This window comes from Massilia sp. UYP32 (assembly GCF_050434365.1).
Lineage (GTDB): Bacteria > Pseudomonadota > Gammaproteobacteria > Burkholderiales > Burkholderiaceae_D > Telluria > Telluria timonae.
This window is the reverse complement of the sequence record NZ_JBNDIK010000036.1, coordinates 41,111-65,403: the sequence shown is the minus strand read 5'-3', so window position 1 is coordinate 65,403 and position 24,293 is coordinate 41,111. Positions and strand designations below refer to the sequence as shown.

The 24,293-nt window shown below is 67.1% G+C and carries 17 protein-coding genes, 1 tRNA gene and 1 pseudogene; 5 read left to right on the top strand and 14 right to left on the bottom strand.

What is annotated here, in order from left to right; translation table 11 throughout:
• Window positions 1–199 precede the first annotated feature (199 nt).
• A tRNA-Arg gene (locus ABIB42_RS23870) sits at window positions 200–276 on the bottom strand.
• A 151-nt stretch (window positions 277–427) separates the two neighbouring features.
• On the opposite strand from ABIB42_RS23870, the gene ABIB42_RS23865 reads away from it, so the two are divergent.
• The gene (locus ABIB42_RS23865) at window positions 428–4,255 is read left to right on the top strand and encodes a two-component regulator propeller domain-containing protein (RefSeq protein WP_429249098.1); all 3,828 of its coding nucleotides are present in this window, start codon (window positions 428–430) and stop codon (window positions 4,253–4,255) included.
• 3 nt (window positions 4,256–4,258) lie between these two features.
• On the opposite strand, the gene ABIB42_RS23860 is transcribed toward ABIB42_RS23865, so the two are convergent.
• Both ABIB42_RS23860 and ABIB42_RS23855 read right to left on the bottom strand, forming a co-directional pair.
• A complete protein-coding gene (locus ABIB42_RS23860; protein ID WP_429249097.1) occupies window positions 4,259–5,200 on the bottom strand; it encodes a D-2-hydroxyacid dehydrogenase in 942 nt (313 codons plus the stop codon).
• A gap of 150 nt (window positions 5,201–5,350) precedes the next feature.
• Window positions 5,351–5,635 (bottom strand): hypothetical protein, encoded by a 285-nt coding sequence (locus tag ABIB42_RS23855; RefSeq protein ID WP_071363174.1) that lies wholly within the window; start codon window positions 5,633–5,635, stop codon window positions 5,351–5,353.
• Between the two features lie 235 nt (window positions 5,636–5,870).
• On the opposite strand from ABIB42_RS23855, the gene ligD reads away from it, so the two are divergent.
• Entirely contained in the window at window positions 5,871–8,441 is a 2,571-nt protein-coding gene (ligD, locus tag ABIB42_RS23850; RefSeq protein ID WP_219863740.1) for a DNA ligase D, read from the top strand.
• Window positions 8,442–8,512: 71 nt separating this feature from the next.
• On the opposite strand, the gene ABIB42_RS23845 is transcribed toward ligD, so the two are convergent.
• From ABIB42_RS23845 to ABIB42_RS23830, 4 genes are all read right to left on the bottom strand, one after another.
• Window positions 8,513–9,976 carry a catalase gene (locus tag ABIB42_RS23845; RefSeq protein ID WP_219863742.1) on the bottom strand — a complete coding sequence of 488 codons (1,464 nt, stop codon included), beginning with the start codon at window positions 9,974–9,976 and terminating at the stop codon, window positions 8,513–8,515.
• A 149-nt stretch (window positions 9,977–10,125) separates the two neighbouring features.
• A complete protein-coding gene (locus ABIB42_RS23840; RefSeq protein ID WP_429249096.1) occupies window positions 10,126–10,359 on the bottom strand; it encodes a hypothetical protein in 234 nt (77 codons plus the stop codon).
• A gap of 2 nt (window positions 10,360–10,361) precedes the next feature.
• Complete coding sequence (locus ABIB42_RS23835; protein WP_005669984.1) at window positions 10,362–11,435, bottom strand: Ku protein; 1,074 nt, start codon at window positions 11,433–11,435, stop codon at window positions 10,362–10,364.
• 33 nt (window positions 11,436–11,468) lie between these two features.
• A complete protein-coding gene (locus tag ABIB42_RS23830; RefSeq protein WP_005669987.1) occupies window positions 11,469–12,434 on the bottom strand; it encodes an SDR family oxidoreductase in 966 nt (321 codons plus the stop codon).
• 155 nt (window positions 12,435–12,589) lie between these two features.
• Between ABIB42_RS23830 and ABIB42_RS23825 the strand changes: the two genes are divergently transcribed.
• Window positions 12,590–14,068, top strand: coding sequence for a GGDEF domain-containing protein (locus ABIB42_RS23825; RefSeq protein ID WP_005669989.1), 1,479 nt, complete (start codon window positions 12,590–12,592; stop codon window positions 14,066–14,068).
• 121 nt (window positions 14,069–14,189) lie between these two features.
• The gene (locus ABIB42_RS23820) at window positions 14,190–15,878 is read left to right on the top strand and encodes a SulP family inorganic anion transporter (RefSeq protein WP_005669990.1); all 1,689 of its coding nucleotides are present in this window, start codon (window positions 14,190–14,192) and stop codon (window positions 15,876–15,878) included.
• Between the two features lie 2 nt (window positions 15,879–15,880).
• On the opposite strand, the gene ABIB42_RS23815 is transcribed toward ABIB42_RS23820, so the two are convergent.
• Window positions 15,881–16,510, bottom strand: coding sequence for a 1-acyl-sn-glycerol-3-phosphate acyltransferase (locus tag ABIB42_RS23815; protein ID WP_005669992.1), 630 nt, complete (start codon window positions 16,508–16,510; stop codon window positions 15,881–15,883).
• A gap of 193 nt (window positions 16,511–16,703) precedes the next feature.
• Here ABIB42_RS23815 and arsC point away from each other — a divergent pair.
• A pseudogene (gene arsC / locus ABIB42_RS23810) lies at window positions 16,704–17,048 on the top strand (arsenate reductase (glutaredoxin)); the annotation flags it as partial.
• Between the two features lie 6 nt (window positions 17,049–17,054).
• Here the strand turns inward: arsC and ABIB42_RS23805 are convergent.
• The 6 genes from ABIB42_RS23805 to ABIB42_RS23780 all read right to left on the bottom strand — a co-directional run bounded on the left by ABIB42_RS23805 (window position 17,055) and on the right by ABIB42_RS23780 (window position 24,222).
• Window positions 17,055–18,290 carry a DUF1565 domain-containing protein gene (locus ABIB42_RS23805; protein WP_005669995.1) on the bottom strand — a complete coding sequence of 412 codons (1,236 nt, stop codon included), beginning with the start codon at window positions 18,288–18,290 and terminating at the stop codon, window positions 17,055–17,057.
• Between the two features lie 123 nt (window positions 18,291–18,413).
• On the bottom strand, window positions 18,414–18,857 hold the full coding sequence (locus ABIB42_RS23800) for an acyl-CoA thioesterase (protein WP_005669997.1): 444 nt from the start codon (window positions 18,855–18,857) through the stop codon (window positions 18,414–18,416).
• A gap of 379 nt (window positions 18,858–19,236) precedes the next feature.
• Window positions 19,237–19,962, bottom strand: coding sequence for a hypothetical protein (locus ABIB42_RS23795; protein WP_219863747.1), 726 nt, complete (start codon window positions 19,960–19,962; stop codon window positions 19,237–19,239).
• A 7-nt stretch (window positions 19,963–19,969) separates the two neighbouring features.
• Entirely contained in the window at window positions 19,970–22,624 is a 2,655-nt protein-coding gene (gene pepN / locus ABIB42_RS23790) for an aminopeptidase N (RefSeq protein ID WP_229520403.1), read from the bottom strand.
• Between the two features lie 226 nt (window positions 22,625–22,850).
• Window positions 22,851–23,915, bottom strand: coding sequence for an alkene reductase (locus ABIB42_RS23785; protein ID WP_005670003.1), 1,065 nt, complete (start codon window positions 23,913–23,915; stop codon window positions 22,851–22,853).
• A gap of 10 nt (window positions 23,916–23,925) precedes the next feature.
• Window positions 23,926–24,222, bottom strand: coding sequence for an ArsR/SmtB family transcription factor (locus ABIB42_RS23780; protein ID WP_005670005.1), 297 nt, complete (start codon window positions 24,220–24,222; stop codon window positions 23,926–23,928).
• Window positions 24,223–24,293 lie beyond the last annotated feature (71 nt).

Genomic DNA, 24,293 nt, shown 5'->3' with positions numbered 1-24,293 from the left:
ATCGCATCTGGCCCCTGTCACCAATCCGTGATCAAATTGGCAAGAGGGACATTTCTACTTTGCGCAACAGGGGACATTTCTATTTAGCGTTGACAAGGTTCATTGCCGAACCGCGTAACGGCCCGCGAAAACCGTCCGCGGCAAATGCCCGGAGCAAAGAAAAAGGGCCAGATCTCGCGATCTGGCCCTTCGTATTTTCTGGTGCGGCTGGCAGGAATCGAACCCACGACCCCTTGGTTCGTAGCCAAGTACTCTATCCAGCTGAGCTACAGCCGCCCGAAGCACGCATTATAGCAGCGGGTTGTCGTTTCTGGAAGACTCAAAATATTTCACCTAAGCAAACTCCTCTGGTAGATTTGATAGCAGGATAATTAATTGGATCGCCATGTCGGGTTTCGCCACTGTCCGCGCCACATCGTGCCGCTGCATGTTCATCCTGTTGCTGAGCGTCCTGGGCATGCTCGCCGCGAGCCTGGCCAAGGACGCGGGCGCCGCCCAGCGCAGCCTGCGTTTCGAGCGGCTGTCCGTCGACGACGGCCTGTCCCAGCATTCGGTGATGAACATCCTGCAGGACCGGCGCGGCTTCATCTGGTTCGGCACCCAGGCCGGGCTGCACCGTTTCGACGGCTACCGGATGACCGTGTACCGCAACGACACCAACGATCCCGGCAGCATCCCAGACAATTTCGTGTCCGCCTCCTACGAAGATCCCGCAGGCTCCCTGTGGTTCGGCACCAAGGGCGGGCTTGCGCGTCACGACCCCGCCACCGGCCGCTTCCAGCGCCATGCGCTGGCGGACGAAGGGCGCAGCGTGATGCGTTCGGTGGTGGCCATCGTGCCGGGACCGGATGGCGCGCTGTGGCTGGCGACCACCGACGGCGTGGTGCGCTTCGATCCGGCCACCGGCCGGCACCGAGGTTATGTGCATGACCCCGAGGACCGCGCCAGCCTGCGCGACGATCGGGTCAATGCGCTCGCCTTCGACAACGCGGGCGCGCTGTGGGTGGGCACGGCCGCCGGCCTGGACCGGATGGAGCCGGGCGGCGGCCGCTTTGCACATTTTGCGCTCGCGCCACCGGCGGACGCCCGGCGCAATACCGTGCTCGCGCTGTCGATGGGGCCGCGCGACACGCTGTGGGTCGGCACCGCCTCCGGGCTCGAAGCCTGGCGCCTCGACGAAGGCCCGCCGCGGCGCCAGCGCATGAGCGCGGCCGACGGCATGGGCGAGGTGCACGTCAGGACCTTGTACCACGACAGTGGCGCCCAGCTGTGGGTCGGCACCGAGAACCAGGGCCTCAAATGGCGCGATCCATCCAGCGGCAAGTTCATCAGCTATCGCAACGCGGCCCAGGATCCGCACAGCCTGTCCGACAACCAGGTGCCGGCGGTGCTGGTCGACCGCACCGGCACCTTGTGGGTCGGCACCTATTTCGGCGGCATCAACCGCACCGACCTGGCCAGCGGCGGCTTCGCGCGCTATGGCGAGACCGAGGGCATCGGCCGCGCGCGGGTGCGCGCCATCGCCGGCGAAGCCGACGGCCGCCTGTGGGTCGGCACCGTCAGCGACGGCCTGATGCTGCTCGATCCGGCCACCCGCCAGGCCACGCGCCTGCGCTCCGGCATGCTGGGCGAGCGCGTCACGGCGTTGGCGCCGGCGCGCGGCCGGATGTGGATCGGCACCCCGACCGGCCTGCTGTGGCGCACGCCGGATGGACGCATGGGGCGGGTGGGACTGGGGCGCGGCCCGAGCGCCAACCACGTGCAGGCCATCCTCGCCGGCCGCGACGGCACCTTGTGGGTGACGACGCGGGATGGCCTGTCGGCGCTGGCCCCCGGCCATGAAACCACGCGCAGCTGGCGCAACGACCCGCTCGACCCGACCAGCCTGGGCGACAACTACGGCCGCGCGCTGCTGGAAGACCGGCACGGCATCCTGTGGATCGGCACCGAGTCGGGCCTGGAACGGTACGACCGCGCCGCCGACACGTTTACCCGTTTTCGCAACGATCCGGCCGATCCGGGCAGCCTGCGCCACAGCCGCGTCAACTACCTGTACGAATCGGCCAGGGGCGAGCTGTGGGTCGGCACCGCCGGCGGGCTGCACCGCATGATGCGCGACGGCGAGCGCACCTGGTTCCGCTTCTATCCCTTCGCCGACGGCGAGGATGCGCCATCGATCGGCGCCATCCTCGAGGACGACGACGGCAACCTGTGGGTCAGCACCACGGCCGGCATCACGCGGGTCGATCCGGTGGGTGGCCAGGCCAAGAGCTACACCGTCAAGGACGGCCTGATCGACGGTTCCTACTTCGTCGGATCGGGCTGGCGCGGCGCCAACGGCCAGCTGCATTTCGGCGGCATCAGCGGCATGACCTCGTTCTTTCCGGCCGAGGTGCGCGACAACCCGTTTGCGCCGACGGTGGCGATCACCGACCTGCTGGTATTGAACAAGACCCGCTCCATCCCCGACCTGCCGACGCGGCGCGAGATCACGCTGTCGCACCGCGACACCGTGTTCACCCTCGAATTCGCGGCCCTGCACTATGCCGACCCGTACGGCAACCGCTATGCCTACCAGCTCGAAGGCTTCGACCAGGCCTGGGTCGACACCAATGCCAGCCGGCGCTTCGCGACCTATACGAACCTCGATCCGGGGCGCTATGTGTTCCGGGTCCGGGCCAGCAACAAGGACGGCCTGTGGAGCCAGGACGCCGCCGCGCTGGCGATCACGATCACGCCGCCGTACTGGAAGACCTGGTGGTTCCGCACGCTGGCGGCAAGCGTGGCGCTGGCGCTGTCCTACCTGGTCTACCGGCTGCGGGTGCGCGCGCTGGTCGAGCAGAAAGGGCTGCTGGCGCGCGAAGTCCATGCCCGCACCGCCGAACTGCGGCTGCAGAAGGAAGCGGCCGAACGCGGCAAGCGCGAAGTCGAGCGCCAGAAGGAATCGGTCGAGCGCGCGCACCGCAATATCGCGCTGCTGTCCGACATGGGCAGGGTGCTGACCGCGAACCTGGACAATGAGGCCATCATGAGCACGCTCTACCAGCATGTGGTGGCGCTGATGGACGCGCCGGTGTTCGCGGTCGCGCTGTGGCGCCCCGAGCACGAGACGCTCGAGCTGCCGTATGCGATGGTGGTCGGACGGCGCATGGCGCCGCGCGAGCTGCGCTTCGATCCGGCGCGCCACCTGCTGTCGTGCTGCGTGGCCGAGGGCCGCGAGTTCCTGCTGGCCGACGTGCAGGCCGAGCTTCCTTCGTGCCTTTCGCAGGCGGTCGACGCGCTCGATGCGGTGGCGGTGTCGGAGTCCGCCGTCCAGGCGCCGCGTTCGCTGCTGTGCGTCCCGGTGACGGTGGGCGAGCGGGTGCTGGGCGCGGTGACGGTGCAGAGCCGCCAGCCCGGCGCCTACGGCCAGGTCCACCTCGACATGCTGGGCACGCTGGCGGCCTACGTGGGCGTGGCCATGGACAATGCCGAAGCCTATCACCGCCTCAAGGAAACCCAGGCCCAGCTGGCGGCCCAGGAGAAACTGGCCTCGCTCGGTTCGCTGGTGGCGGGCGTGGCGCACGAGCTCAACACCCCGATCGGCAACAGCCTGCTGATGGCCAGCACCCTGCAGGAGCGCACCAATGCGGTGGCGGCGCGCTTCGCGCAGGCCACGCTCAAGCGCTCCGACCTGGAAGACTACATGGCCGCCTCGAGGGAGGCATCGGAGCTGATCGTGCGCAGCCTGCACAATGCGGCCGAACTGGTGAGCAGCTTCCGCCAGGTCTCGGTCGACCAGGCCAGCGCCCAGCGCCGCCGCTTCGACCTGGCCCAGGCCTGCCACGAGATCGTCGCGACGCTGATGAACACGGTGCGCCTGGCCGAACACCGCCTGCTGCTCGACGTGCCGGCCGGGATCGCGATGGATGGATTCCCGGGTCCGCTGGGCCAGGTCCTGATCAACTTCGTCAACAATGCCATGCTGCACGCCTTCGAGGGGCCGGGCGGCGCCATGACGATCGCCGCCGCGCCGCACGACGGCCGGGTGACCATCACCTTCCGCGACGACGGACGCGGCATCGAGGCGGCCTATCTCGGGCGCATCTTCGATCCCTTCTTCACGACCCGCATGGGGCAGGGCGGCACCGGGCTGGGCCTGAACATCGTCTACAACATCGTCACCAGCCTGCTGGGCGGGACGATCCGGGTCGAGAGCACGCCAGGGGCCGGCACGCTGTTCGTGCTCGACCTGCCGCTACGGGCGCCGGACTAGACGTCAGACCACGTTACGCGGCGCGCCCGCCTGCCAGGCCTCGATATTATCGACCAGCATGTCGGCCAGCGTCTGCATGGCGCCGGCGCTCGCCCAGGCCACGTGCGGGGTCAGGATGAAATTCGGCAGGCGCAGGCCGAGCAGGGGATTGCCGGACGACGGCGGCTCCTTGGAGAGGACGTCGAAGCCGGCGCCGATGCGGCCTTCCATCAGCACCTCGGCCAGCGCCGCCTCGTCGACCAGGCCGCCGCGCGCCGTGTTGATCAGGAGCGCGCCCGGCTTCATCAGGCCCAGCTCGCGCCGGCCGATCAGGTCGCGGGTGTCTTCGGTGAGCGGCAGGTGCAGGCTGACGATATCCGAGGTGGCCAGCAGCTCGTCCAGCGCCAGTTGGTCGACGTCCGGATCCTGGATCGGCGAACGCGAGGTGGCGGCCACCCGCATGCCGAAGGCGCGCGCGATGCCGGCGACCCGCTTGCCGAGCGCGCCGTAGCCGACGATGCCCAGGCGGCTGCCGGCCAGGTCGCCGATCGGGTGGTCGAGCAGGCAGAAGCGGCTGGAGGTCTCCCATTTGCCGGCCTCGACGTCGAGGGCGTAGGCGCGCAGGTTGCGGCGCAGCGCCAGCATCAGGGTGACGCAGTGTTCGGGCACCGAGACCAGCGAGTAGTCGCGGATGTTCGAGACCACGATGCCGCGTTCGCGGCAGGCAGCCAGGTCGACGTTATCAAGGCCGGTGGCCGCGACGGCGACCAGTTTCAGGTCGGGCAGTTGCGCTATCGCCGCGGCGCGCAGCGGCACCTTGTTGGTGATCGCGACGGTGGCGCCGGCCAGGCGTTCCACGACCTCGTCGGGGCTGGTGCCCGCGTAGTCCTGCCAGGTATGCGCAAAGCCGGGCACGCGGACATTGGCCTGCAGGCTGTCGCGGTCGAGGAAGACGATACGGTCCATGGTGTCCTTTGGAGTGGCGGGCAAAATCCTATTGTAGAGCAGGCGTGGCAAAAGACAGGATGGCCTGTCTTTTGCACGGGGGCGGCGTGGGGAACGCCGCGATATGGTGGGGCTCGAGCCGGCTTCTGGTGAGGACCCTGAGCCCTGGGATTACTGCGAGCGGGCGACGCTGTCGGCCTTCGCTTCGGCCTGGTCGGCCTTGGCTTCCGCCTTCTTCTCGGCTGCCTTCGCCTCGGCCTTGGCCACGTCGGCCTTCGCTTCGGCAGTGGCCTTCTCTACCTTCTCGTCGGCCTTGGCGACTTCTTTCGCATGCTTGGCGTCGGCCTTGGCCGCGTCCTTGGTGGCGTGCGCCTGGTCGTGCGTGGTGGCAGGGGTCTGGGCGAACACGGAAGTAGCGAACAGACCAGCGATCAGGGTAGCGGCGATTTTGCTCATGGTGTCATTCCTTTATAGTGGTTTGAAACTCGGTTGATCTCGTGGGGCTCCGTAGAGCAATCCAGGTGTTTCTGCGTCGTGTTACTGAGCAGATAACGGGGCGCGTTACCGTCCAGTTGACGGCATTTACATCCACTTACATTTATCTCAACGACCCCGGTCAGCGTTCGCTGCCGTACAGTCCCCGACGCGAGGCAGGAATAGGCTGTGATCAATAGGTTCCTGGAGCATCGCCATGCCGGACGCACTGAAAGTCTATAAAGCCAAGCGCAACTTCACGATCACGTCAGAGCCGGCCGAAGGCGGCACGCCCGGCGTGGACGCCTTGACCTTCGTTATCCAGAAGCATTGGGCCAGCCGCCTGCACTACGATTTCCGGCTCGAGCTGGACGGCACGATGAAGAGCTGGGCGGTGCCGAAAGGCCCCAGTTACGACACCCACGACAAGCGGATGGCGGTGCATGTCGAGGACCACCCGATCTCGTATGCCGATTTCGAAGGAACGATTCCGGCCAAGCAATATGGCGCAGGCAAAGTCATCATCTGGGACAAGGGCACCTGGGAACCGCTGGAAGACCCGCACAAGGGATTCGCCAAGGGCAGCATCAAGTTCGAGATGCACGGCCACAAGATGCACGGTCGCTGGACCCTGGTGCGCATGAAGGGCCGCGGCGACGACAAGCAGGAACCGTGGCTGCTGATCAAGGAGAAGGACGAGTACGCGCGCTCATCCGAGGAATTCTCGCTGGTCGACGAGATGCCTGACAGCGTCAAGGACCTGCCGATGCCCGAGCGGGTGCAGCGCAAGGTCGAGGCGCTGCGCGAAGAAGAGGAGGAGGAGCAGGCGCCGGCGTCGAAAAAAAGAACGCCGGCGAAGAAAAAAGCCGCCGCCAAGCCCAGGGCGGCGCCGGCTTCCGCCCTGGTCGCCTTGCCTGAAAAATTCTCGCCCGAGCTGGCCACGCTGGTGGACGCGCCGCCGCCCGACCCCGAGAACTGGGTATTCGAGGTCAAGTTCGACGGCTACCGCATGCTGGCGCGCATCGAGGACGGCGCGGTGCGCTTGATCACGCGCAATGCCAACGACTGGACCGACAAGCTGTTGCCGCTCAAGGCCGAGCTGGAGCGCATGAAGCTGCCCGACGGCTGGTATGACGGCGAGATCGTGGTCCACGACGAGAACGGCAAGCCCGATTTCGGCAAGCTGCAGCTGGCCTTCGACGGCAAGCATGCCGAACACATCGAATTCTTCCTGTTCGACGTGCCATACTTCGACGGCCACGACCTGCGCGAGCTGCCGCTGGTCGACCGGCGCGGCTTGCTCGAACAGCTGCTCGCGAAGAAGAAGTCGGACAAGGTCCGTTTCTCGGCCGAGTTCGGCAACAAGCCGGACGAGCTGGTGGTCGCGGCCTGCAAGATCGGGCTGGAAGGCGTGATCGGCAAGCGGCGCGGTGCGCGCTATGTGTCGCGGCGCTCGCCCGACTGGATCAAGCTCAAGTGCGGGCTGCGCCAGGAATTCGTGATCGGCGGCTTCACCGACCCCAAGGGTTCGCGTACCGGCATCGGCTCGCTGCTGCTCGGAACGTATGACGAAGAAGGCGTGCTGCGCTACGCGGGCAACGTCGGCTCGGGCTTCAACCATTCCTCGCTGGCCGCGATCGCCAAGCGGCTGGAAAAGTTGCGCAGCGACGAGAGTCCTTTCCCGCCGCGCGCCGTTCCCGGCCGCAAGCACCACTGGGTCAAGCCGGTGCTGGTGGCCGAGGTCAGCTTCTCCGAATGGACCAGCGCCGGCGCGGTGCGCCACCCGGTATTCCAGGGCTTGCGCGAAGACAAGCCGGCCAAGGGCATCACACGTGAAAAGGCACAGCATATGGACGACGCATCCGCGACAGACGCTGCGGACCCTGTTTCGGCGCCGGGCAGGCTCCCGGCGACGATGAAGATCACGAATGGCGACCGCGTGATCGACAAGGAGAGCGGCGCGACCAAGCTCGACCTGATTCGCTACTACGCGCTGGTCGGCGAGCTGATGATGGAACACCTGAAGGGGCGTCCGGTATCGCTGGTGCGCGCGCCCGAGGGCGTGGGCGGCGAACTGTTCTTCCAGAAGCACGCCGACGTGCGCAAGATGCCGGGCCTGCGCCACCTGGACCAGGCGCTCGACCCCGACCATCCGCCGATGCTCGAAGTGGCAAGCGTGGAAGGCATCCTGTCGTCGGCGCAGTGGAACGTGGTCGAGATCCACACGCAAAACGCGTTCAAGGGCAGCTACCAGAAGCCGAACCGCATGGTGTTCGACCTCGACCCGGGCGAGGGCGTCGAGTGGCCGGCGATGCAGGAGGCGGCCCAGCTGATGCATGCCTTCCTCGACGAACTGGGCTTGCCGGCCTTCCTCAAGACCAGCGGCGGCAAGGGCCTGCACGTGGTGGTGCCGATCAAGGGTGGTCACGACTGGGATACGGTGAAGGCGTTCTCGCAGGCGATCGTGCGCCATATGGCCGACACCTTGCCCGACCGCTTCGCCTTCAAGAGCGGCCCGAAGAACCGGGTCGGCAAGATCTTCATCGACTACCTGCGCAACGGGCAGGGCGCGACCACGGTCGCGGCCTGGTCGGCCCGGGTGCGGCCGGGGCTCGGGATCTCGGTGCCGCTGCGCTGGGAAGAGTTGCCTGGCCTGAGGTCGAGCACGCAGTGGACGGTGGCCAATGTGCACACGCGGCTGGACGAGGGCAATGCGCCGTGGGACGGTTATGCCAGGGCGGCGAAGACGCTGACAAAAGCGATGAAGGCGCTCGGCTTCGAGCCCTGAATAAAAAAACCGCCACACCGGAACTGGCGGTCCGGGTGGCGGCAAGGAGGGAGAAGCTTGAGGGCGAGTGCTTAGTCGACGTTCCTGCCCAGCGCCTTGAGCGAGGCGCGCACGCCGCGGCCATACGCCGGGTCGGCCAGGTCGAAGTGGCCCAGCTGGCGCTGCAGGATGTCCTCGTCCACCTGGCTCAGCGGGCCGGCCAGGTTGTCGCACAGGTTCTGGCGCGCCTGGGCGTCCATCAGGCGGAACAGGTTGCCGGCCTGCGTGTAATCGTCTTCCTGGCCGCGGAAGTCGAAGCGGCCGGCATCGCCTTCCAGGGCCAGTTCGCGCTCGCCGTGGCCCATGCCGGTGGCGCCGGCGCCCACGCTGTTCAGCGTGTAGTAATTGCGCGCCGCGCCGCCGTTGGCGATCGCCATCGAACCGTCACGCTGGTGGTTGTGGACCGGGCAGCGCGGGGCGTTCACCGGCAGGTGCTGGTGGTTGGTGCCGACGCGGTACAGCTGGGCGTCGTGGTAGCCGAACAGGCGGCCCTGCAGCATCTTGTCGGGCGAGTAGCCCAGGCCCGGCACCACGTTGGCCGGCGAGAAGGCAGCCTGCTCGACCTCGGCGTGGTAGTTCTGCGGGTTGCGGTTCAGTTCCAGCACGCCGACCGGCTGCACCGGGAAGTCGCCATGCGGCCACACCTTGGTCAGGTCGAACGGATTCCAGCCGGTGCGCGCGCTCCAGGCTTCCAGCTCCTGGATGGTCGCGACCTGCACCTGCACGTCCCACTGCGGGAAGTCGTTGGCGGCGATCGCATTGAACAGGTCGCGCTGGGCGTGATCCGGATCGCTGCCGGCGATGCGGGTGGCGTCCGCGGCGCTCAGGTTCTTGATGCCCTGGCGGGTCTTGAAGTGCCACTTCACGTAGACGCGCTCGCCCTGTTCGTTGATCAGGCTATAGGTGTGGCTGCCGAAGCCGTCCATGTGGCGGTAGCCGTCCGGGGTGCCGCGGTCCGAGAACAGGATCGTCACCTGGTGCAGGCTTTCCGGCGCATTGCTCCAGAAGTCGAACATCATATTGGCCGACTTCAGGTTGGTCTGCGGATCGCGCTTCTGGGTGTGGATGAAGTCCGGGAAGTTGATCGGGTCCTTGATGAAGAACACCGGCGTGTTGTTGCCGACCAGGTCCCAGTTGCCTTCCTCGGTATAGAAGCGCAGCGCGAAGCCGCGCGGATCGCGTTCGGTGTCGGCGCTGCCTTTTTCGCCGCCGACGGTCGAGAAGCGCAGGAAGACCGGGGTCTGCTTGCCGACGTGGGCGAACAGGTTCGCCTTGGTCAGGCCGGTGATGTCGTGGGTGACGGTGAAGCTGCCATAGGCGCCCGAACCCTTGGCGTGGACGACGCGCTCAGGGATGCGCTCGCGGTTGAAGTGCTGCAGCTTTTCGATCAGGTGGAAATCCTGCAGCAGCAGCGGGCCACGCGGGCCGGCGCTCAGCGAGTTCTGGTTGTCGGCGACCGGGATGCCGGAGGCGGTGGTGAGGCGTGCTTGCGTCATTATAGAATCTCCTTATCACTGATGAAAAATCAATGAAGAGATTCTATCAAGAAACTAGCAAATCCGAAAGTGTTGTGAATTTATTGCCGCGATAGATTTTATAAATTCAGCAAAAATGATATGCGCGGCGTTTCCCATTGTCAAGTTCTTCAATCGCCGTTCTTGAAGATGCCGCGCACGTTCATCGCCATCAGCGCCAGCTGCAGGGGAATGAGGGCCCAGGCTTCGTCGTGCCAGCCCCACACGATCCACAGCAGGTTACTGAGGATGAACATCCAGAACCCGAACACCCGGCGTTCGGCGCGCTTGGAGCCGATCAGGAAGGCGGCGTAGAGGCTGACCAGCATCGCCGGCCATTGAAGGAGGTCGATCAGTCCCTCCATCCTCACGCCGCCTTCTTGCGTGCCGGCGCCTTGGCGGACGCTTTCCTGGCGACCGCTTTCTTCGCCGCCGGCTTGGCCGCGGTCTTGCTCGCCGTAGCCCGCGTCGACTTGGCGGCGCTCGCGCCCGCACGGCTGCCCGATCCCGCCGTCTTGCGTGCGCGCGGCACGTGGACCTCGTCGTCGTCGTCGTCGCCGGCCGCCGGCTTTTTCGACTTGCGCGGCGGCGGATCGTCGTCATCGTCGTCGTCATCTTCCAGCGCCGCCGCCAGCGCGGCCCTGGCCGGCTTCTTGCCCAGGCTGGCCTGGAGCAGGGCGACCAGGTCGATGACCTTGCCGCTCGTGCGTTTTTCTTTCTCGGGCTCGGGCTGGGTGATGGTCTTGGTCTGCCTGGCCTTGATCTTCTTCTTGACCAGGGCCAGCACGTCCTCGCGGTAGGTGTCGTGGTACTGCTCCGGCGCCCAGTCCTCGCTCATGCCCTCGACCAGCGCCATCGCCATCTTGAGTTCCTTGACGGTGACGGCGGCGGTCTTGGAGTCGGGCGACGGGATCTTGAGTTCGCCCGCATCGCGCATCTCGTCCGGATAGCGCAGCGTGTTGAGCACGATGGTGTCGCCCACGCACACCAGCGCCGCCAGGTGCTGCTTGACGCGGATGACCACGCGCGCGATGCCGATCTTGCCGGCCTCGCGCAGGGTCTCGCGCAGCAGGGCATACACCTTGGCGCCGCCCTTGCCCGGCGCGAGGTAATACGGCTGGTCGTAGTAGATCAGCGGCACGTCCTCGGCATCCACGAAGGCCTGGATGTCGATGGTCTGCGTCGCTTCGGGGTTGGCGCGGCGCAGGTCTTCGTCGGACAGGACGACGTACTCGCCGTCTTCATATTCGTAGCCCTTGACGATGTCGTCCCACGCCACCTCCTTGCCGTTGCCCTTGTTGTAGCGCTTGAAACCGACCGGCGAAAAGTCGCGCCGGTCGAGCATGGTCAGGTCCAGCCCCTTGCTTTCGACCGCGGTATACATATCGACCGGAATATGGACCAGCCCGAAACTGATCGCCCCCTTCCACATGCTGCGCATGGATGTCCTCCTTGTCGTTCGCAGGCCGGCCGGTCAGCCGACCGAACCGGTGATCGGCAGCACGATGCCGGTGATGTAGCCCGAGCACACTGGCGAGGCCAGGAACACATAGGCCGGCGACAGTTCTTCCGGCTGGGCCGGGCGTTTGTAGTCGGTCTGGGCGCCGAATTCCTTCAGCTGCTCGGGCGGCTGGTCGGCCGGGTTCAGCGGAGTCCAGACCGGGCCCGGCGCCACCGCATTGACGCGGATGCCCTGTTCGATCAGGCTCGAGGCGAGCGACATCGTGAAGGCGTGGATCGCGCCCTTGGTGGCCGAATAGTCGAGCAGCTTCTTCGACCCCTGCAGGCCGGTCACCGAGCCGGTGTTGATGATGGACGCGCCCTGCTTGAGATGCGGCAGGCATGCCTTCGCCATGTGGAAGTAACCGTAGATATTGGTGCGGAAGGTCTCGTCGAGCCGCTCTTCGGTGATGTCGAGCAGCGAATTCGCATGTTCCTGGAAGGCGGCGTTATTCACCAGCACGTCCAGGCGGCCGAATTCGGCCACGACTTTTTCCACTGCCTCGTTGCAGAAGGCGGCGTCCTTGACGTCGCCCGAGATGGTCACGCAGCGGCGGCCCTCGGCCTCGACGCAGCGCCTGGTTTCCTCGGCGTCTTCGTGTTCGTTCAGGTACATCACGGCCACGTCGGCGCCTTCGCGCGCGAACAGCACCGCGACCGCACGGCCGATGCCGGAGTCGGCGCCGGTCACGATGGCGCTCATGCCTTCCAGCTTGCCGCTGCCCTTGTAGCCCTCGGCCATGAACTTCGGCTTGAGTTCCATCTGCGCCTCGATGCCGGGCTTGGCCAGGTGCTGGGCGGGCATTGGCGTCTCGGGCTGGCGCACGCCGGTCTGCACCGCCTCGTCGCGGCTCTCGGCCTTCTGCATGCTGCCATCGATCTGGTCCTGGCGGTTCTGGATGGCCTTCTGCTTGTTTGCCACGTCGTCCTGCTGTCCCATCGTGCTTCTCCCATGAATGTACGTTCGATCTGGAGAGTATTGGACGCGCGGCGCGGCGCGACGGTGCGGTTCCACACACAGCGCCGCGGTTATGGCACACTCGCGAGGCAAACATGTCGAATCGGTAATGCCAGGAAACGTTTTGGAGGATGAGAATGGGAGAAGAGGGCGCGCGCGCCGATGAAGTGAACATCGACTACAGCTGCCTGTTCGTGAACCCGGTGGGCCAGCGCCGCGCCGATTTCCAGAGCGCCTGCGCCGGGGTCTTCGCGCAGTTGCGGGTGGCCTCCGGCGCGACCCAGGCGCGCGGCCTGCTGGAACGCGAGCCGGCCGACCTCGTGGTGCTGGACCTCGAACGCTGCGAGCTGGGCATCGACCTGGCGGCCCTGGGCGCCCTGGTGGCCGAACGGGCCGGCAAGCCGATCCTGGTGCTGTGCCCCTTCACCAACGCGCGCTGGCTGCCGGCGCTGATGGCCTTCGGCCCGATCGACTATGCGATCGGCCCGCTGCGCGCGCAGCAGACGCGCGCGCTGCTGGACGCGCGCCTGCGCGCCGGCTTCGCGCGCGCGCCGGCCCCGAGCCCGGCCGAGGAAGCGCTGCAAACGCTGCTGGCGCTGCGCGGCGCCAGCCAGGAGGCGCTGGACCACGCCGACGACAGCGTGCGCTTCGCCGAGCGCCTGTGCGCGGCCTTGTCGGGCTGGCCGGGCCTGGTGCATGCGGCGCTGTTCCAGCACCGCGACGGCGACCTGCACCTGGAAGCCGAGCAGGGTGTGGCCGGCCTGCACCTGATGGCGCTGCTCGAGGTCGAGGGCCGCCTGCTGCAGTCGCCGCTGCGCCACGCCTTTCCCGGCCTGCTGGCCGCCGCCAGCGGCGAGTTCACCCTGCTCGACGCGCCGGAAAAGGCGGGCGAGCCCGAACTGGCGGCCAGCCTGGAGGGCTTCGGCGTGCGCATGGCGGTCGGCCTGCCGATCCCGGGCCCGGGCCCGGGCGGCCCGCGTGGCTCGCTGTGCCTGATGTTCGACCATGCGCGCGCCTTTTCGCGCGCGCAGCTGCAGGCGCTGGACGACCTGGCCCAGCTGGCCGCGCATGGCCTGCGCATGGCCGAGGTCACGCGCGAGAACGAGGCCCTGCTGGCGCGCGTGACCCACCTGGCCACGACCGACGCCCTGACCGAGGTCGCCAACCGCCGCCACGGCGAACACCTGCTCGAGCAGGAGATCAAGCGCGCCCGCCGTTACCGCCTGCCGCTGGCGCTGGTGAGTTTCGATATCGACCGCTTCAGCCAGGTCAACGACAGCTTCGGGCATCCGGTCGGCGACATCGTGCTGCGCACCGTGGCCGACACCGCGCGCGCGCTGCTGCGCGCCAGCGACGTGCTGGTGCGCGCGGGCGGAGAAGAATTCCTGGTGATCGCGCCGCATACCAGCGCGATCGACGGCCTCAGGATGGCCGAGAAGCTGCGCGCCGCCATCGAACAGGTCGAGATCCCGGGCTGCGACCACGTGACCATCAGCCTGGGGGTGGCCCAGCTGGGCGAGAGCGAGAGCGGCGACTCGCTCGCGGTGCGGGCCAATGCCGCACTGGCGCGCGCCAAGCGGGCCGGGCGCAACTGCGTGGAACTGGCGATGTCCTGAGGGCGTGCGGCCGGTGTCGCGCCCATCGCGGCGACCGGACGATCACAAACCGAATATCGATATGCGGTATTTATGCTACGCTAGCGGCCTTTCAAACAGGCAAGACCTCCCAGGGTAATCCATGCTTCAGTGGCTGCGCGAGTACCGGCGCGCCGCGCTGCCGGGCGACATCAGCGCCGGCATCGTGGTGGCGATGATGATGATCCCGCAGGGCATGGCCTATGCGCTGGTGGCCGGACTGCCGCCGGTGGTCGGGATCTACGCCAGCATCTTCCCGCCGCTGCTGTACGCGCTGTTCGGGACCAGCAGCACCCAGTCGGTGGGGCCGATGGCCATCGTGTCGCTGATGACGGCGTCGACGCTCGCGCCGCTGGCCACGCCCGGCACCGGCCTGTATGGCGTGCTGGCGGCCCAGCTGGCGCTGATGTCGGGCCTGGTCCTGCTGGCCTGCGGCCTGCTGCGCATCGGCTTTCTCGCCAATTTCTTTTCGCGCCCGGTGATGAGCGGCTTCACCATCGGCTCGGCGATCGTCATCGCCTGGGGCCAGCTGCGCACCCTGGTCGGCGGCCCGCTCACGCTGGACGCGACCCGGGACTGGTATGCGCGCTGGCCCAGCATCGCGCTGGGCTTGGGCTCCCTGGCCTTGCTGGTGATGGCGCGCGAGTGGCTGGCGCCGCTGCTGCGCCGGCTGCGCGTCAAGCCCGTCGTGGCCGACATCGCGGCCAAGCTGGCGCCGATGTTCGTGGTGCTGGGCGCGACCGCGCTGGTGCCGCTGCTGGGCCTTGAGGCGCTGGGCGTGGCCACCGTCGGCGCGGTGCCGGCCGGCTTGCCGGGCCTGAACCTGGCCACCTCGAGCGGCCACTGGCAGGCCTTGCTGCAGCCGGCGCTCTTGATCGGCTTCATGGTGTTTTTGATCAGCATGTCCGGCGCGCAGGCGCTGGCGCTCAAGCGCGGCGGCGAGAAGCTGGCCAGCAACCGCGAGCTGGTCGGTCTGGGCGCGGCCAACGTCGGCAGCGCCCTCTCCGGCGGCTTTCCGGTCACCGGCAGCATCTCGCGCTCGGCGGTGAACTTCGCGGCCGGCGCCAATACCCAGCTGGCGAGCATGATCACGGCCGGCCTGCTGGCCCTGGCGCTGGTGGCGCCCACCGGCTGGCTGGCCCTGCTGCCGCTGCCGACGCTGGCCGCGACCATCATCGTGGCGGTGCTGGGCATGCTCGACTGGTCGACCCTGCGCACCGCCTGGCGCTACGACCGCGCCGACGCGCTGGCGCTGCTGGCCACCGCCGGTGGCGTGCTGGTGCTGGGGGTGGAGGCGGGCGTGCTGGTGGGCGTGGCGCTGTCGATGGGCGCGCTGATCTGGCGCGCCAGCCGGCCCCACATCGCGGTGCTGGGCCGCATCCACGGCACCGAACACTTCCGCAATGTCGACCGTTATTCAGCCGAAACCACGCCCGGCCTGTTGATGCTGCGGATCGACGCCGGCCTGTTCTTCGGCAACGTGGACGCGGTGAACGAGCGCATCGACGAGGAACTGGCGCAGCGTGCCTCTACAACCCACCTGGTGCTGGTGCTGTCGGCGGTGAATGCGATCGACACCTCGGCCCTGTTCGGCCTGGGCGAATTGAACGCGTCGCTGCGCCAGCGCGGCGTGACCCTGCACCTGGCCGAAGTGAAGGGGCCGGTGATGGACCGGCTGCGCGACAGCGACCTGCTGGGCCAGCTCAGCGGGCAGGTGTTCCTGAGCGCGGCGAATGCCTGGGACAGGCTGGCGGGGTCGAGCGCGGCGGGCCGGCCGCAGCCGGGCGCCTGAGTTCAGGCGCGCTTGCGCTGCGCTTCGTTGTCGTCGCGCGGGGCGAGCCGGATCGGCGCGGCGTTCTCGGGATAGAGGGCGGTGACGTCCCGGTAGACGCCGCGGATCGCTTCCATGTCGGCTTCGACGTCGCCGCTGAGATCGAGCGTGGCGGTCACGCGCAGCTCCTTCTTCTTGTAATCGAAGCTGACCAGCAGCAGCGGCACGTTGGCGGTGCGCGCCAGGTGATAGAAGCCGCTCTTCCAGTGCGGACGGTAGCCGCGCGTGCCCTCCGGGGTGATGGCGACCCAGCACCAGTCTTCCTTCAGCATCTTCTGGGCCAGCTGGCGCGTGGCGCCCATCGGCGAACTGCGGTCCACTGCGATCCCGCCCCAGTAGCGCATCAGGCGACCCATCGCGCCGCGGAACAGCGAATCCTTGGCCAGCCAGCGAAACGGCAGGTCGAGCGCCCATTTGGCGACCAGGCCGATCGGGAAGTCCCAGTTCGAGGTGTGCGGATAGACCACGACGATGCCGTGCGGACCGGGCAGTGGCTTGAAATACAGCTTCCAGCCGAACAGCTGCAGCACGCGCAGCGCGGTGCGCTGGCGCAGGGTGGGCAGTGCCTCGGGACGCTGCAGGTGATCGTTCATCGGGTCTCCGGTTGGGCGTAATGGCATGTTGCTACGGGAATTTTTGATTACGCTCTAGAAAATGAAGCGTGGGATTCTAGCCGGAGCGGAGAGGGGGGACAAGCAAAAATGCTGGTGCCGGGTATGCGCTGTGGTTATCATGCCGCTGTCTGAACGACAAGCCAATGACAATCCGCCACTACGTGTAATGACAATGGATATCACGATTTATCACAACCCGCGCTGCGGGACCTCGCGCAACACCCTGGCCGCCATCCGCGAGGCCGGCCACGAACCGCAAGTGGTCGAGTACCTGGCCAATCCACCGGGCCGCGAGCAACTGGCGCGCCTGATCGCGGATGCCGGCCTGCAGCCGCGCGACGCGGTGCGCCGCAAGGAAGCCCTGTACGCCGAGCTGGGCCTCGACCGGCCGGAGGTGACGGATGCGGCGCTGCTCGATGCGATGGCCGCGCATCCGATCCTGATCGAGCGGCCCTTCGTGGTCACGCCGAACGGCGTGCGCCTGTGCCGGCCGTTCGAGCGGGTGCGCGAAGTCTTGTAAACCTCAGGATGGCGGCGCCGCCGGCAGCGCCCCGATGTCCGCCTTGCGCATCGGCCGCGCCCCGGTATTGCCGCTGCCGGGCGGCGCCGATTCGGATGGCAAGCCCTGTCCGATCGCCGGCGACCCGGGGCGCAGGCGGAAGTCCGGCGTGCCGCTGGCGCTGTACTCGACGAACTGAGGCGGCGCGCTGATGCTGCCGACATGCTCGCGGCCGGGCGACAGCTTCCAGTCGTCGCCGGCATTCTGGTACACGAGGTTGTTGCGGAAGCTGTTGTGGCGGCCGATCGCCCCTTGTTCGAGGATGCCGTTGTTGTTGTCGTAGACGATGTTGTTGCTGACGTGGGTGTGGTCGTTCGGCCCCTTGCTGTGATAAAAGTCGCCGCCGCCGACGACGATGCCGGTGCCGGAGGCCGCCACGGTATTGCCGCGCACGGTCACGCGGTTGGCGTCGTGCCACAGATGGATGCCGGCGCCGGACACGCGGTAGACGACGTTGCCGCGCACGCTGGCCGTGGTGCTGACGTAGATGCCGTGCATGTAGCGGCAGCCGGGCGGGCCGATGTCGTGCACGTGGTTGCCGGTCACGACCACGTCCACGCCCTTGTAATAGCTGTCGATGCCGATGCCGGAGCCGCCCTTGGACTCGCACGGCACGTCGTTGCCGATGTGGTGGATGCGGTTGCCGTGCACGCCGTTGTGCGAGCCGCCGTTGTAGATGCCGCTCAGCCATTTCATGCCGCTCTGGTACTGGGTGCCGTCGATCTCGAAGCCGATGATGTCGACGTAGTTGCCGCGGTTGTCCCAGGCCGCGCTCTGGCGCGCGTCGAGCGGCGGCACGATCCTGGCGCCCCAGCGCTCGGTGCTCTGGAAGATGATGCGCGCCTCGAGCGTGCCGCTGGTGGTGGTGCGCACGCCGCCCGAATAGATGCCGGGCGCGACGTGCACGGTCGTACCCGGCGTGACCACCTGGGCCGCGCGCGCGAGGGTGCGGAAGGGTTCGGCGCGGGTGCCGGGATTGCTGTCCGAGCCGTTGGGCGCGACATGGAGGTGGGTGCGCACCAGTTCGGGCACCACGAGTTCTTCGTGCCCGCCGTCGCGCAGCCGGCAGCCGGCCAGCAATTGCCCCGCCAACAGCGGGCAGGCCAGCAGCCAGAACACGCCCAGCTGCATGCGCCGGCGCACGAGCGGGTATATCAGCAGGCGAACGGCGGTCAAGACCTCGGGCAAAATCCGGCGCATTGCGTCCTCGTCATTAGAGCAGGTGACGGAACCAGTCTGAGCCTGCCCATGCGAGGGGGATGCCGGATCGATCAAACTCGTCCTTGAGCATGCGCAATGCGCGCACGCCGCGGGACGTCGAAATCAAGCGGTCGGCGCAGCGACCACCACCGGCATATACGTGTCCAGGAACGCGGCCGGCATGCGGCGCGGCCGGCCGCTGCCGATCTCGATGCAGACCAGTTCCCAGCGCCCGCGCAGCACGGTGGCGCCGTCGCTGTCGCGCACCAGCTGGAAGCGGCGCTCCATCGTCAGCTTGCCGTCGCCGCCGACCAGCCAGGTGGCCAGGCTCAGCGCCTCGCCTTCCACGGTGGGCAGCAGGTACGCGTAATCGCCGCGCCGGATCGCCATCGCGCGGTCCAGGCGCCGGTAGTCGTCCAGCGACAGGCCCAGCCCTTCCGAATGGGCCCAGCCGGCCTGTTCGCACCAGCGCACGTAGACGGCGTTGTTGGTGTGGTTCAGGCCATCGATGTCGCCGGCCTGCGGCATGACCGGCAGGATGAACGGTTGCGGATAATCCCAGTCCAAAGTGTGTCCTCTGCAAGCGCGGCCGGGGCCGCGAACCTGGGCATTATATGTTCACGATGATCCTGCTGCTGTACCTGCAACAGAACCTCGACGTCACGCTGGCGAGCAGCAGCCTGCGCGGCGAGTTCGCCAGCAGCGCCGCATGCGAGGAGGCCGCCGTCAGGCTGCGCGGCCCACTGCCAACACCCGAAGGCCATGCGGCGGCCTGGCATGACGCGCTGTGCGTGCCGATCGCGCGCGGGGTCAAGGTGCGTGTGGGCGCGCCGCTCGACCTGGGCGCGCTGCTGCGCGAACATCCGCCGGCAGAGTGCGGGGCCGACGGTGCCTGGCGCAGGGTGGCGGAACTGTGCGTTTCACCGTCGACGCCGACGAGCGGAGTTCAGTCGCGCTTGAACTCGGCCTGGGAGGGACAGGGCACGAGGCCGGCGATACCGCCGCCGCCGGGCTTGTCGAACAGGACCGCGCCGCCGCCCTCGGCGCCGAACATGCTCGGACGCACGCCGCCACCCGTGCGGCAGTAATATTTACCATTCTTGCGGAAGCGGTAGACGATGGTGCCGTCGGGGGATGTGTAGCTCTCCGAGGTCTGCGTGAGTGAGCTGTCCTTGCGGGCGCCCTCGACGGCGCTGGCAAAGCGCTTCCATGGCGTGTCGGTCGGTTCGAGTGGAGCCAGCTTGCCTTTGCGTAGGTCGTGATCGGCGCTGCCGGCGGCACGCCTGGCGCGGCCGGCCAGCGTCGCTTCTTCGGATGCGGCATCGTCTTGCGGCGCGGGCTGCGCCAGCGGGTCGGGATAGGCTTCAGCGGCAGACTCCGCTAACGGGGCAATGGCAGGAGCGGTCGTGACAGGCTGCGCTTCGACCGAAGGGCGTGCCGGCGAGCGAGCAGAGGAACGGGGAATCGGAGCGGGTGGTGAGGATTCGGGGGCAGGCGGCGGCACCAGCACCGGCACCACGAGGACTTCACGCAGCGCCGGCACGATGGACGGTAACGCCCGCACGCTGGTGGCGTCAAACCACCACCATGCGAGCAGCAGGTGCGCGCCGAGCGTGGCCGCCAGCGGCCAACCCGGCGCGCGGCGCGGCATCAGGCCGGCGTCCGCGCGCATCGAGCGCTTACTTCGGCGCCGTCATCGCCGCCTTGATCGCCACGCAGCGCTGTTCGTCCTGCAGGGTGTCCAGCAACGAGCGGCGGGTGAACGCCGACAGGTCCTTCATCCCGTCGGCGGCGCGGCTCAGGCGCTGCACGCTGTGCGGCGTGCACGCGGTCGGGATCATGGTGGTGGCGTAGGCGCGCATATAGACCGGGCCGGCCGCCTTGTCGATCGCCGGCAGGCGTGCCAGGCGCGCATCGGCCTCGAGCTCGCTCAGCTGGCCCTGTTCGGCCGGGAACACGCTGCCCATCGCCGTGCGGATGCGCGAGAACGGCAGCGGCGTCTTGAGGTCTTCGATCTTCCCGACCCATTCTGCCTTGACCTTCGGATCCGGACGCGATGCGGTGGCCGCCACCGCCGCCACCTGGCCGGCGTCGGATTTGTCGCGCGCGCTTTCCGCCGCGACCAGCGCGTCGGCGCCGGGGTGATTGTAGCGGTTGAGGTGGGCGATGATCGACCAGCGCATTTCCTGGGTGAGCTGCAGGCCGGCGGCGTCGACCTTGCCGTCGAGGATGCCGGCCAGGCGCGCCAGCGCCTCGGGGCTCGACGCCACGCTCACGTAGAGATTGAACCAGCGGCGCTGGACGTCGGCGTCGGCCTTGTGCGCCAGCACGCCGTCCCAGGCCATCTTCTCCAGGGCTGCATAGGTCTGCTTCGCATACGCGCTGTCGAGGCGCATGGCGTCGAGGTAGGCCTTCGACTGGACGACCTTGCCCAGCACGTCGCCGAGCAGGGTGTAGTCCTTCTCTTGCGGCGCATTGTTCAGGGCCACGGTGATGAAGTCGTTCAGCGGCAGCTGGGCGTCGCGCACGCTGTCCCACAGGCTTTGCCACAGCATGGCGCGCAGCAGCGGATCATCGACCTGCGACAATTTCGTGCGCGCGGTATCGAACGAGCGGGCGTCCAGCTGGACTTTCGCATAGCCCCAGTCCTGGTAGTTCGGGTAGACGAGGTCAGGGCAGGCCGCGCCGTCCAGATCCTTGACCGCAGTCTTTGCGCCCTTGTAGGTCACCGGCACGTTCTTGACCAGGGACAGCTTGCCGCCGTCGATCTTGAAGGCGGCCACCTGCACGCGCTGTTCGCGCAGGGTCGGCAGCTCCTTGCTCGGCGCCGATTGGGTAAGGGTAAAGTCCTTGATCTTGCCGTTGCTGCAGCTGTAATTGGCGGCGATCGTGTTCACGCCGGCGTGGTACAGCCATTCCCTGGTCCAGCCTGACAGGTCGCGGCCGGCGGTCCTGGCCAGCGTATTGATGAAGTCATCGAGGGTGGCGTTCTGCCACGAATACTTGACCAGGTAGTTGTGCACGCCCTTGCGGAACACTTCCTCGCCCAGCAGGTGGCGCAGCTGCTTGAGGGCGGCGCCCCCTTTCGAATAGGTGATGGCGTCGATATTGTCGAAGGCGTTGGCGGACGACGGCACCGGCACCTCGATCGGGTGGGTGCTCGCGGTCTGGTCCTGGATGTAGGCGCGCTGCTTGCCGGTCTGGTAGAACTTCTGCCACGAATCCTTGAACTCGGTCGACTCGGCGGTGGCCAGGATGCCCATGAAGGAAGCGAAGCTTTCGTTCAGCCACAGGCCGTTCCACCACTTCATGGTGACCAGGTTGCCGAACCACTGGTGCGCCATCTCGTGCATGATCACTTCGGTCATCGACTGCTTCTGGTCGGCCGTCATGTTGGCCACGCCGTAGCGCGCTTCGGCGAAGGTGATGGCGCCGGCGTTTTCCATCGCGCCGTACAGGAAGTCGGGCACGATCAGCTGGTCATACTTCTCGAACGGGTAGGGGATGCCGAAATACTCTTCGAAGAAGGTCATGCCGGCCTTGGTCTGGCGGAACCAGTCGGCCGGGACCACCTGCCTGGCCAGCGACTGGCGCGCGAACAGGCGCATCGGGTACTTGCCGCTATTGTCTTCCCAGACCTGGTAAGGACCGGCGTGCAGCGAGAAGTTGTAGGGGCTCAGGCGCTTCGTCTGCTTGAAGCTCCAGCGGCGGTTGGCGCCGGCGTCATCGATCCTGGTCTCGCGGGTGGTGGTGACCACGTGCCAATCCTTCGGCGCGGTGACGCTGACGGTATAGCTGGCCTTCAGGTCGGGCTGGTCGAACAGCGGGAACATCTGCTGGGCCGCCACCGGCTCGAAGTGCGAATACGTGTACACCCGGCCGTCGGCCGGGTCGACCATGCGGTGCAGGCCTTCGCCATTGGTGCTGTGCAGGCGCTCGTAGGCGACGGTGACGGTGTTGCGGCCCTTGGCCAGATGCGCCGGGTCGATCGTGATGAACCAGTTGTTGTAGCGCGCCTGGACCGGCTTGCCGTTGACGCTGACCGACTTGACGGTGGCCTTGTTGAGGTCGAGGGTGACCGCGGAATGCGTGTCCTTGAGGTCGAAGGTGACGGTCGTGGTGCCGGCGAAGGTTTCCTTGCCGGTCAGGGTAAAGTCCAGCACATAGTCCACGTTCGCGATGCGCGCGGAACGGGCGAACGCATCGGCCTGCGAGAGGAAGGCGGTTTCGGCGCGGGCCGGGGCTTGTTGTGCCGGTGCGGCGTGAACGGCGCCGCCGAAGACGAAGGCGGAAGCGATGGCAACGGCCATCACGCGGTGTGCGGGAAAGTTCACTGAATATCCTCTCTCGGGTGGGCGCATCTGGGTGCGCGAAATGTCAATCGCGCAAGAATAGCACTAACGTTCCACGCTGGACACCTGTTGGAGAGATTGCGTACTCTCGGCATGCGGATTCGATGCCGGTGTCAATACGAAGAAACGGGACCGCGAAGGTCCCGTCGAAAGAGGCGCCGCCGCTTCGCCGGCGACAGGGCAGCGAAGCGGTGGCGAAAACGAAAAATCAGGCGGCCTGTTCCAGCGTCGGGTAGTCGGTATAGCCGACCGCGCCCGGATGGTAGAAGGTGTCGGTGTTCGGCTCGTTGAGCGGCGCCTTCAGTTGCAGGCGCTTCGGCAGGTCCGGATTGGCGATGAACAGCTGGCCCCACGACACCGCGTCGGCGCTGCCGCTGGCGATCAGTTCCTCGGCCTGTTCGCGGGTCAGCTGCTGGTTGGCGATCCAGACGCCGCCGAACTCCTTCTTGATCATCGGGCCCAGCGCGTCCGGACCTTGCCCTTCGCGGGTGAAGATGAAGGCGATCTTGCGCTTGCCCAGCTCGCGCGCGACGTAGCCGAAAGTCTCGGCCGGGGTCGAGTCGCCCATATCGTGCGAATCGCGCGCCGGCGCCAGGTGCATGCCGACGCGGTCGGCGCCCCAGACCTCGATGCAGGCGTCGGTCACTTCCAGCATCAGGCGCGCGCGGTTCTCGATCGGGCCGCCATAGGCGTCGGTGCGCTTGTTGGTGGAATCCTGCAGGAACTGGTCGAGCAGGTAGCCGTTGGCGCCATGGACTTCGACGCCGTCGAAACCGGCCTTCTTGGCGTTCTCGGCGCCCTTGCGGTAGGCGGCGACGATGCCGGCGATTTCATCGAGTTCGAGCGCGCGCGGGGTGACGTAGGGACGCTTCGGACGCAGCAGGCTCACGTGGCCTTCCGGCTGGATCGCCGACGGCGCGACCGGCAGCTCGCCGTCCAGGAAGGACGGATCGGAGATGCGGCCCACGTGCCACAGCTGCAGGAAGATGCGGCCACCGGCCTTGTGCACGGCCTCGGTGACGATCTTCCAGCCCTCGACCTGTTCGTCGGACCAGATGCCCGGCGTATCGGCGTAGCCGACGCCCATCGGGGTCACCGACGTCGCTTCGGACAGGATCAGCCCGGCCGACGCGCGCTGCACATAGTATTCGGCCATCAGCGCATTCGGCACGCGTGCGCCGCCATCGGCGCGCGAGCGGGTCAACGGCGCCATGACGATGCGGTTCGGCCATTCGAGGGCGCCCACCTTGATCGGGTCAAACATTGTAGTCATCGGGTTATTCCTAAAGTCCGTCGTTCAGTTGTGCGAGAAAGGCCTGGATCGCCTCCTCGTTCCGTTGGATGAAAATCCATTGCCCGACGCGGCGCGTGTTCACGAGCCCGGCGCGCTGCAGGGTGGCCAGGTGCGCCGACACCGTCGATTGCGACAGTCCGGTTTTCTGGTCGATCAGCTTGCAGCACACACCCATCTCGAGCGGATGTTCCTGCTCGATGAAGTGCTGCTGCGGCTCCTTGAGCCACTGCAGGATCTGGCGCCGCACCGGGTTGGCCAGGGCCTTGTGGATCGCGTCGATATCCATGGGTTTCCTTATATCGGGTTCTTTCGATCCGAATATCGTCATCTTACGATATTCAAGAAATGTTTGCTGGC

Excerpts from the sequence above, each read along its gene's own strand:
- ABIB42_RS23815 (WP_005669992.1), bottom strand. The coding sequence starts at position 16,510 with ATGAACGATCACCTGCAGCGTCCCGAGGCACTGCCCACCCTGCGCCAG.
- ABIB42_RS23795 (WP_219863747.1), bottom strand. The coding sequence starts at position 19,962 with ATGCGCGCGGACGCCGGCCTGATGCCGCGCCGCGCGCCGGGTTGGCCG.
- ABIB42_RS23840 (WP_429249096.1), bottom strand. The coding sequence starts at position 10,359 with ATGGAGGGACTGATCGACCTCCTTCAATGGCCGGCGATGCTGGTCAGC.
- ABIB42_RS23825 (WP_005669989.1), top strand. The coding sequence starts at position 12,590 with ATGGGAGAAGAGGGCGCGCGCGCCGATGAAGTGAACATCGACTACAGC.
- ABIB42_RS23865 (WP_429249098.1), top strand. The coding sequence starts at position 428 with ATGTTCATCCTGTTGCTGAGCGTCCTGGGCATGCTCGCCGCGAGCCTG.
- ABIB42_RS23830 (WP_005669987.1), bottom strand. The coding sequence starts at position 12,434 with ATGGGACAGCAGGACGACGTGGCAAACAAGCAGAAGGCCATCCAGAAC.
- ABIB42_RS23855 (WP_071363174.1), bottom strand. The coding sequence starts at position 5,635 with ATGAGCAAAATCGCCGCTACCCTGATCGCTGGTCTGTTCGCTACTTCC.
- ligD (WP_219863740.1), top strand. The coding sequence starts at position 5,871 with ATGCCGGACGCACTGAAAGTCTATAAAGCCAAGCGCAACTTCACGATC.
- ABIB42_RS23835 (WP_005669984.1), bottom strand. The coding sequence starts at position 11,435 with ATGCGCAGCATGTGGAAGGGGGCGATCAGTTTCGGGCTGGTCCATATT.
- ABIB42_RS23860 (WP_429249097.1), bottom strand. The coding sequence starts at position 5,200 with ATGGACCGTATCGTCTTCCTCGACCGCGACAGCCTGCAGGCCAATGTC.
- ABIB42_RS23785 (WP_005670003.1), bottom strand. The coding sequence starts at position 23,915 with ATGACTACAATGTTTGACCCGATCAAGGTGGGCGCCCTCGAATGGCCG.
- ABIB42_RS23780 (WP_005670005.1), bottom strand. The coding sequence starts at position 24,222 with ATGGATATCGACGCGATCCACAAGGCCCTGGCCAACCCGGTGCGGCGC.
- ABIB42_RS23805 (WP_005669995.1), bottom strand. The coding sequence starts at position 18,290 with ATGCGCCGGATTTTGCCCGAGGTCTTGACCGCCGTTCGCCTGCTGATA.
- ABIB42_RS23845 (WP_219863742.1), bottom strand. The coding sequence starts at position 9,976 with ATGACGCAAGCACGCCTCACCACCGCCTCCGGCATCCCGGTCGCCGAC.
- ABIB42_RS23820 (WP_005669990.1), top strand. The coding sequence starts at position 14,190 with ATGCTTCAGTGGCTGCGCGAGTACCGGCGCGCCGCGCTGCCGGGCGAC.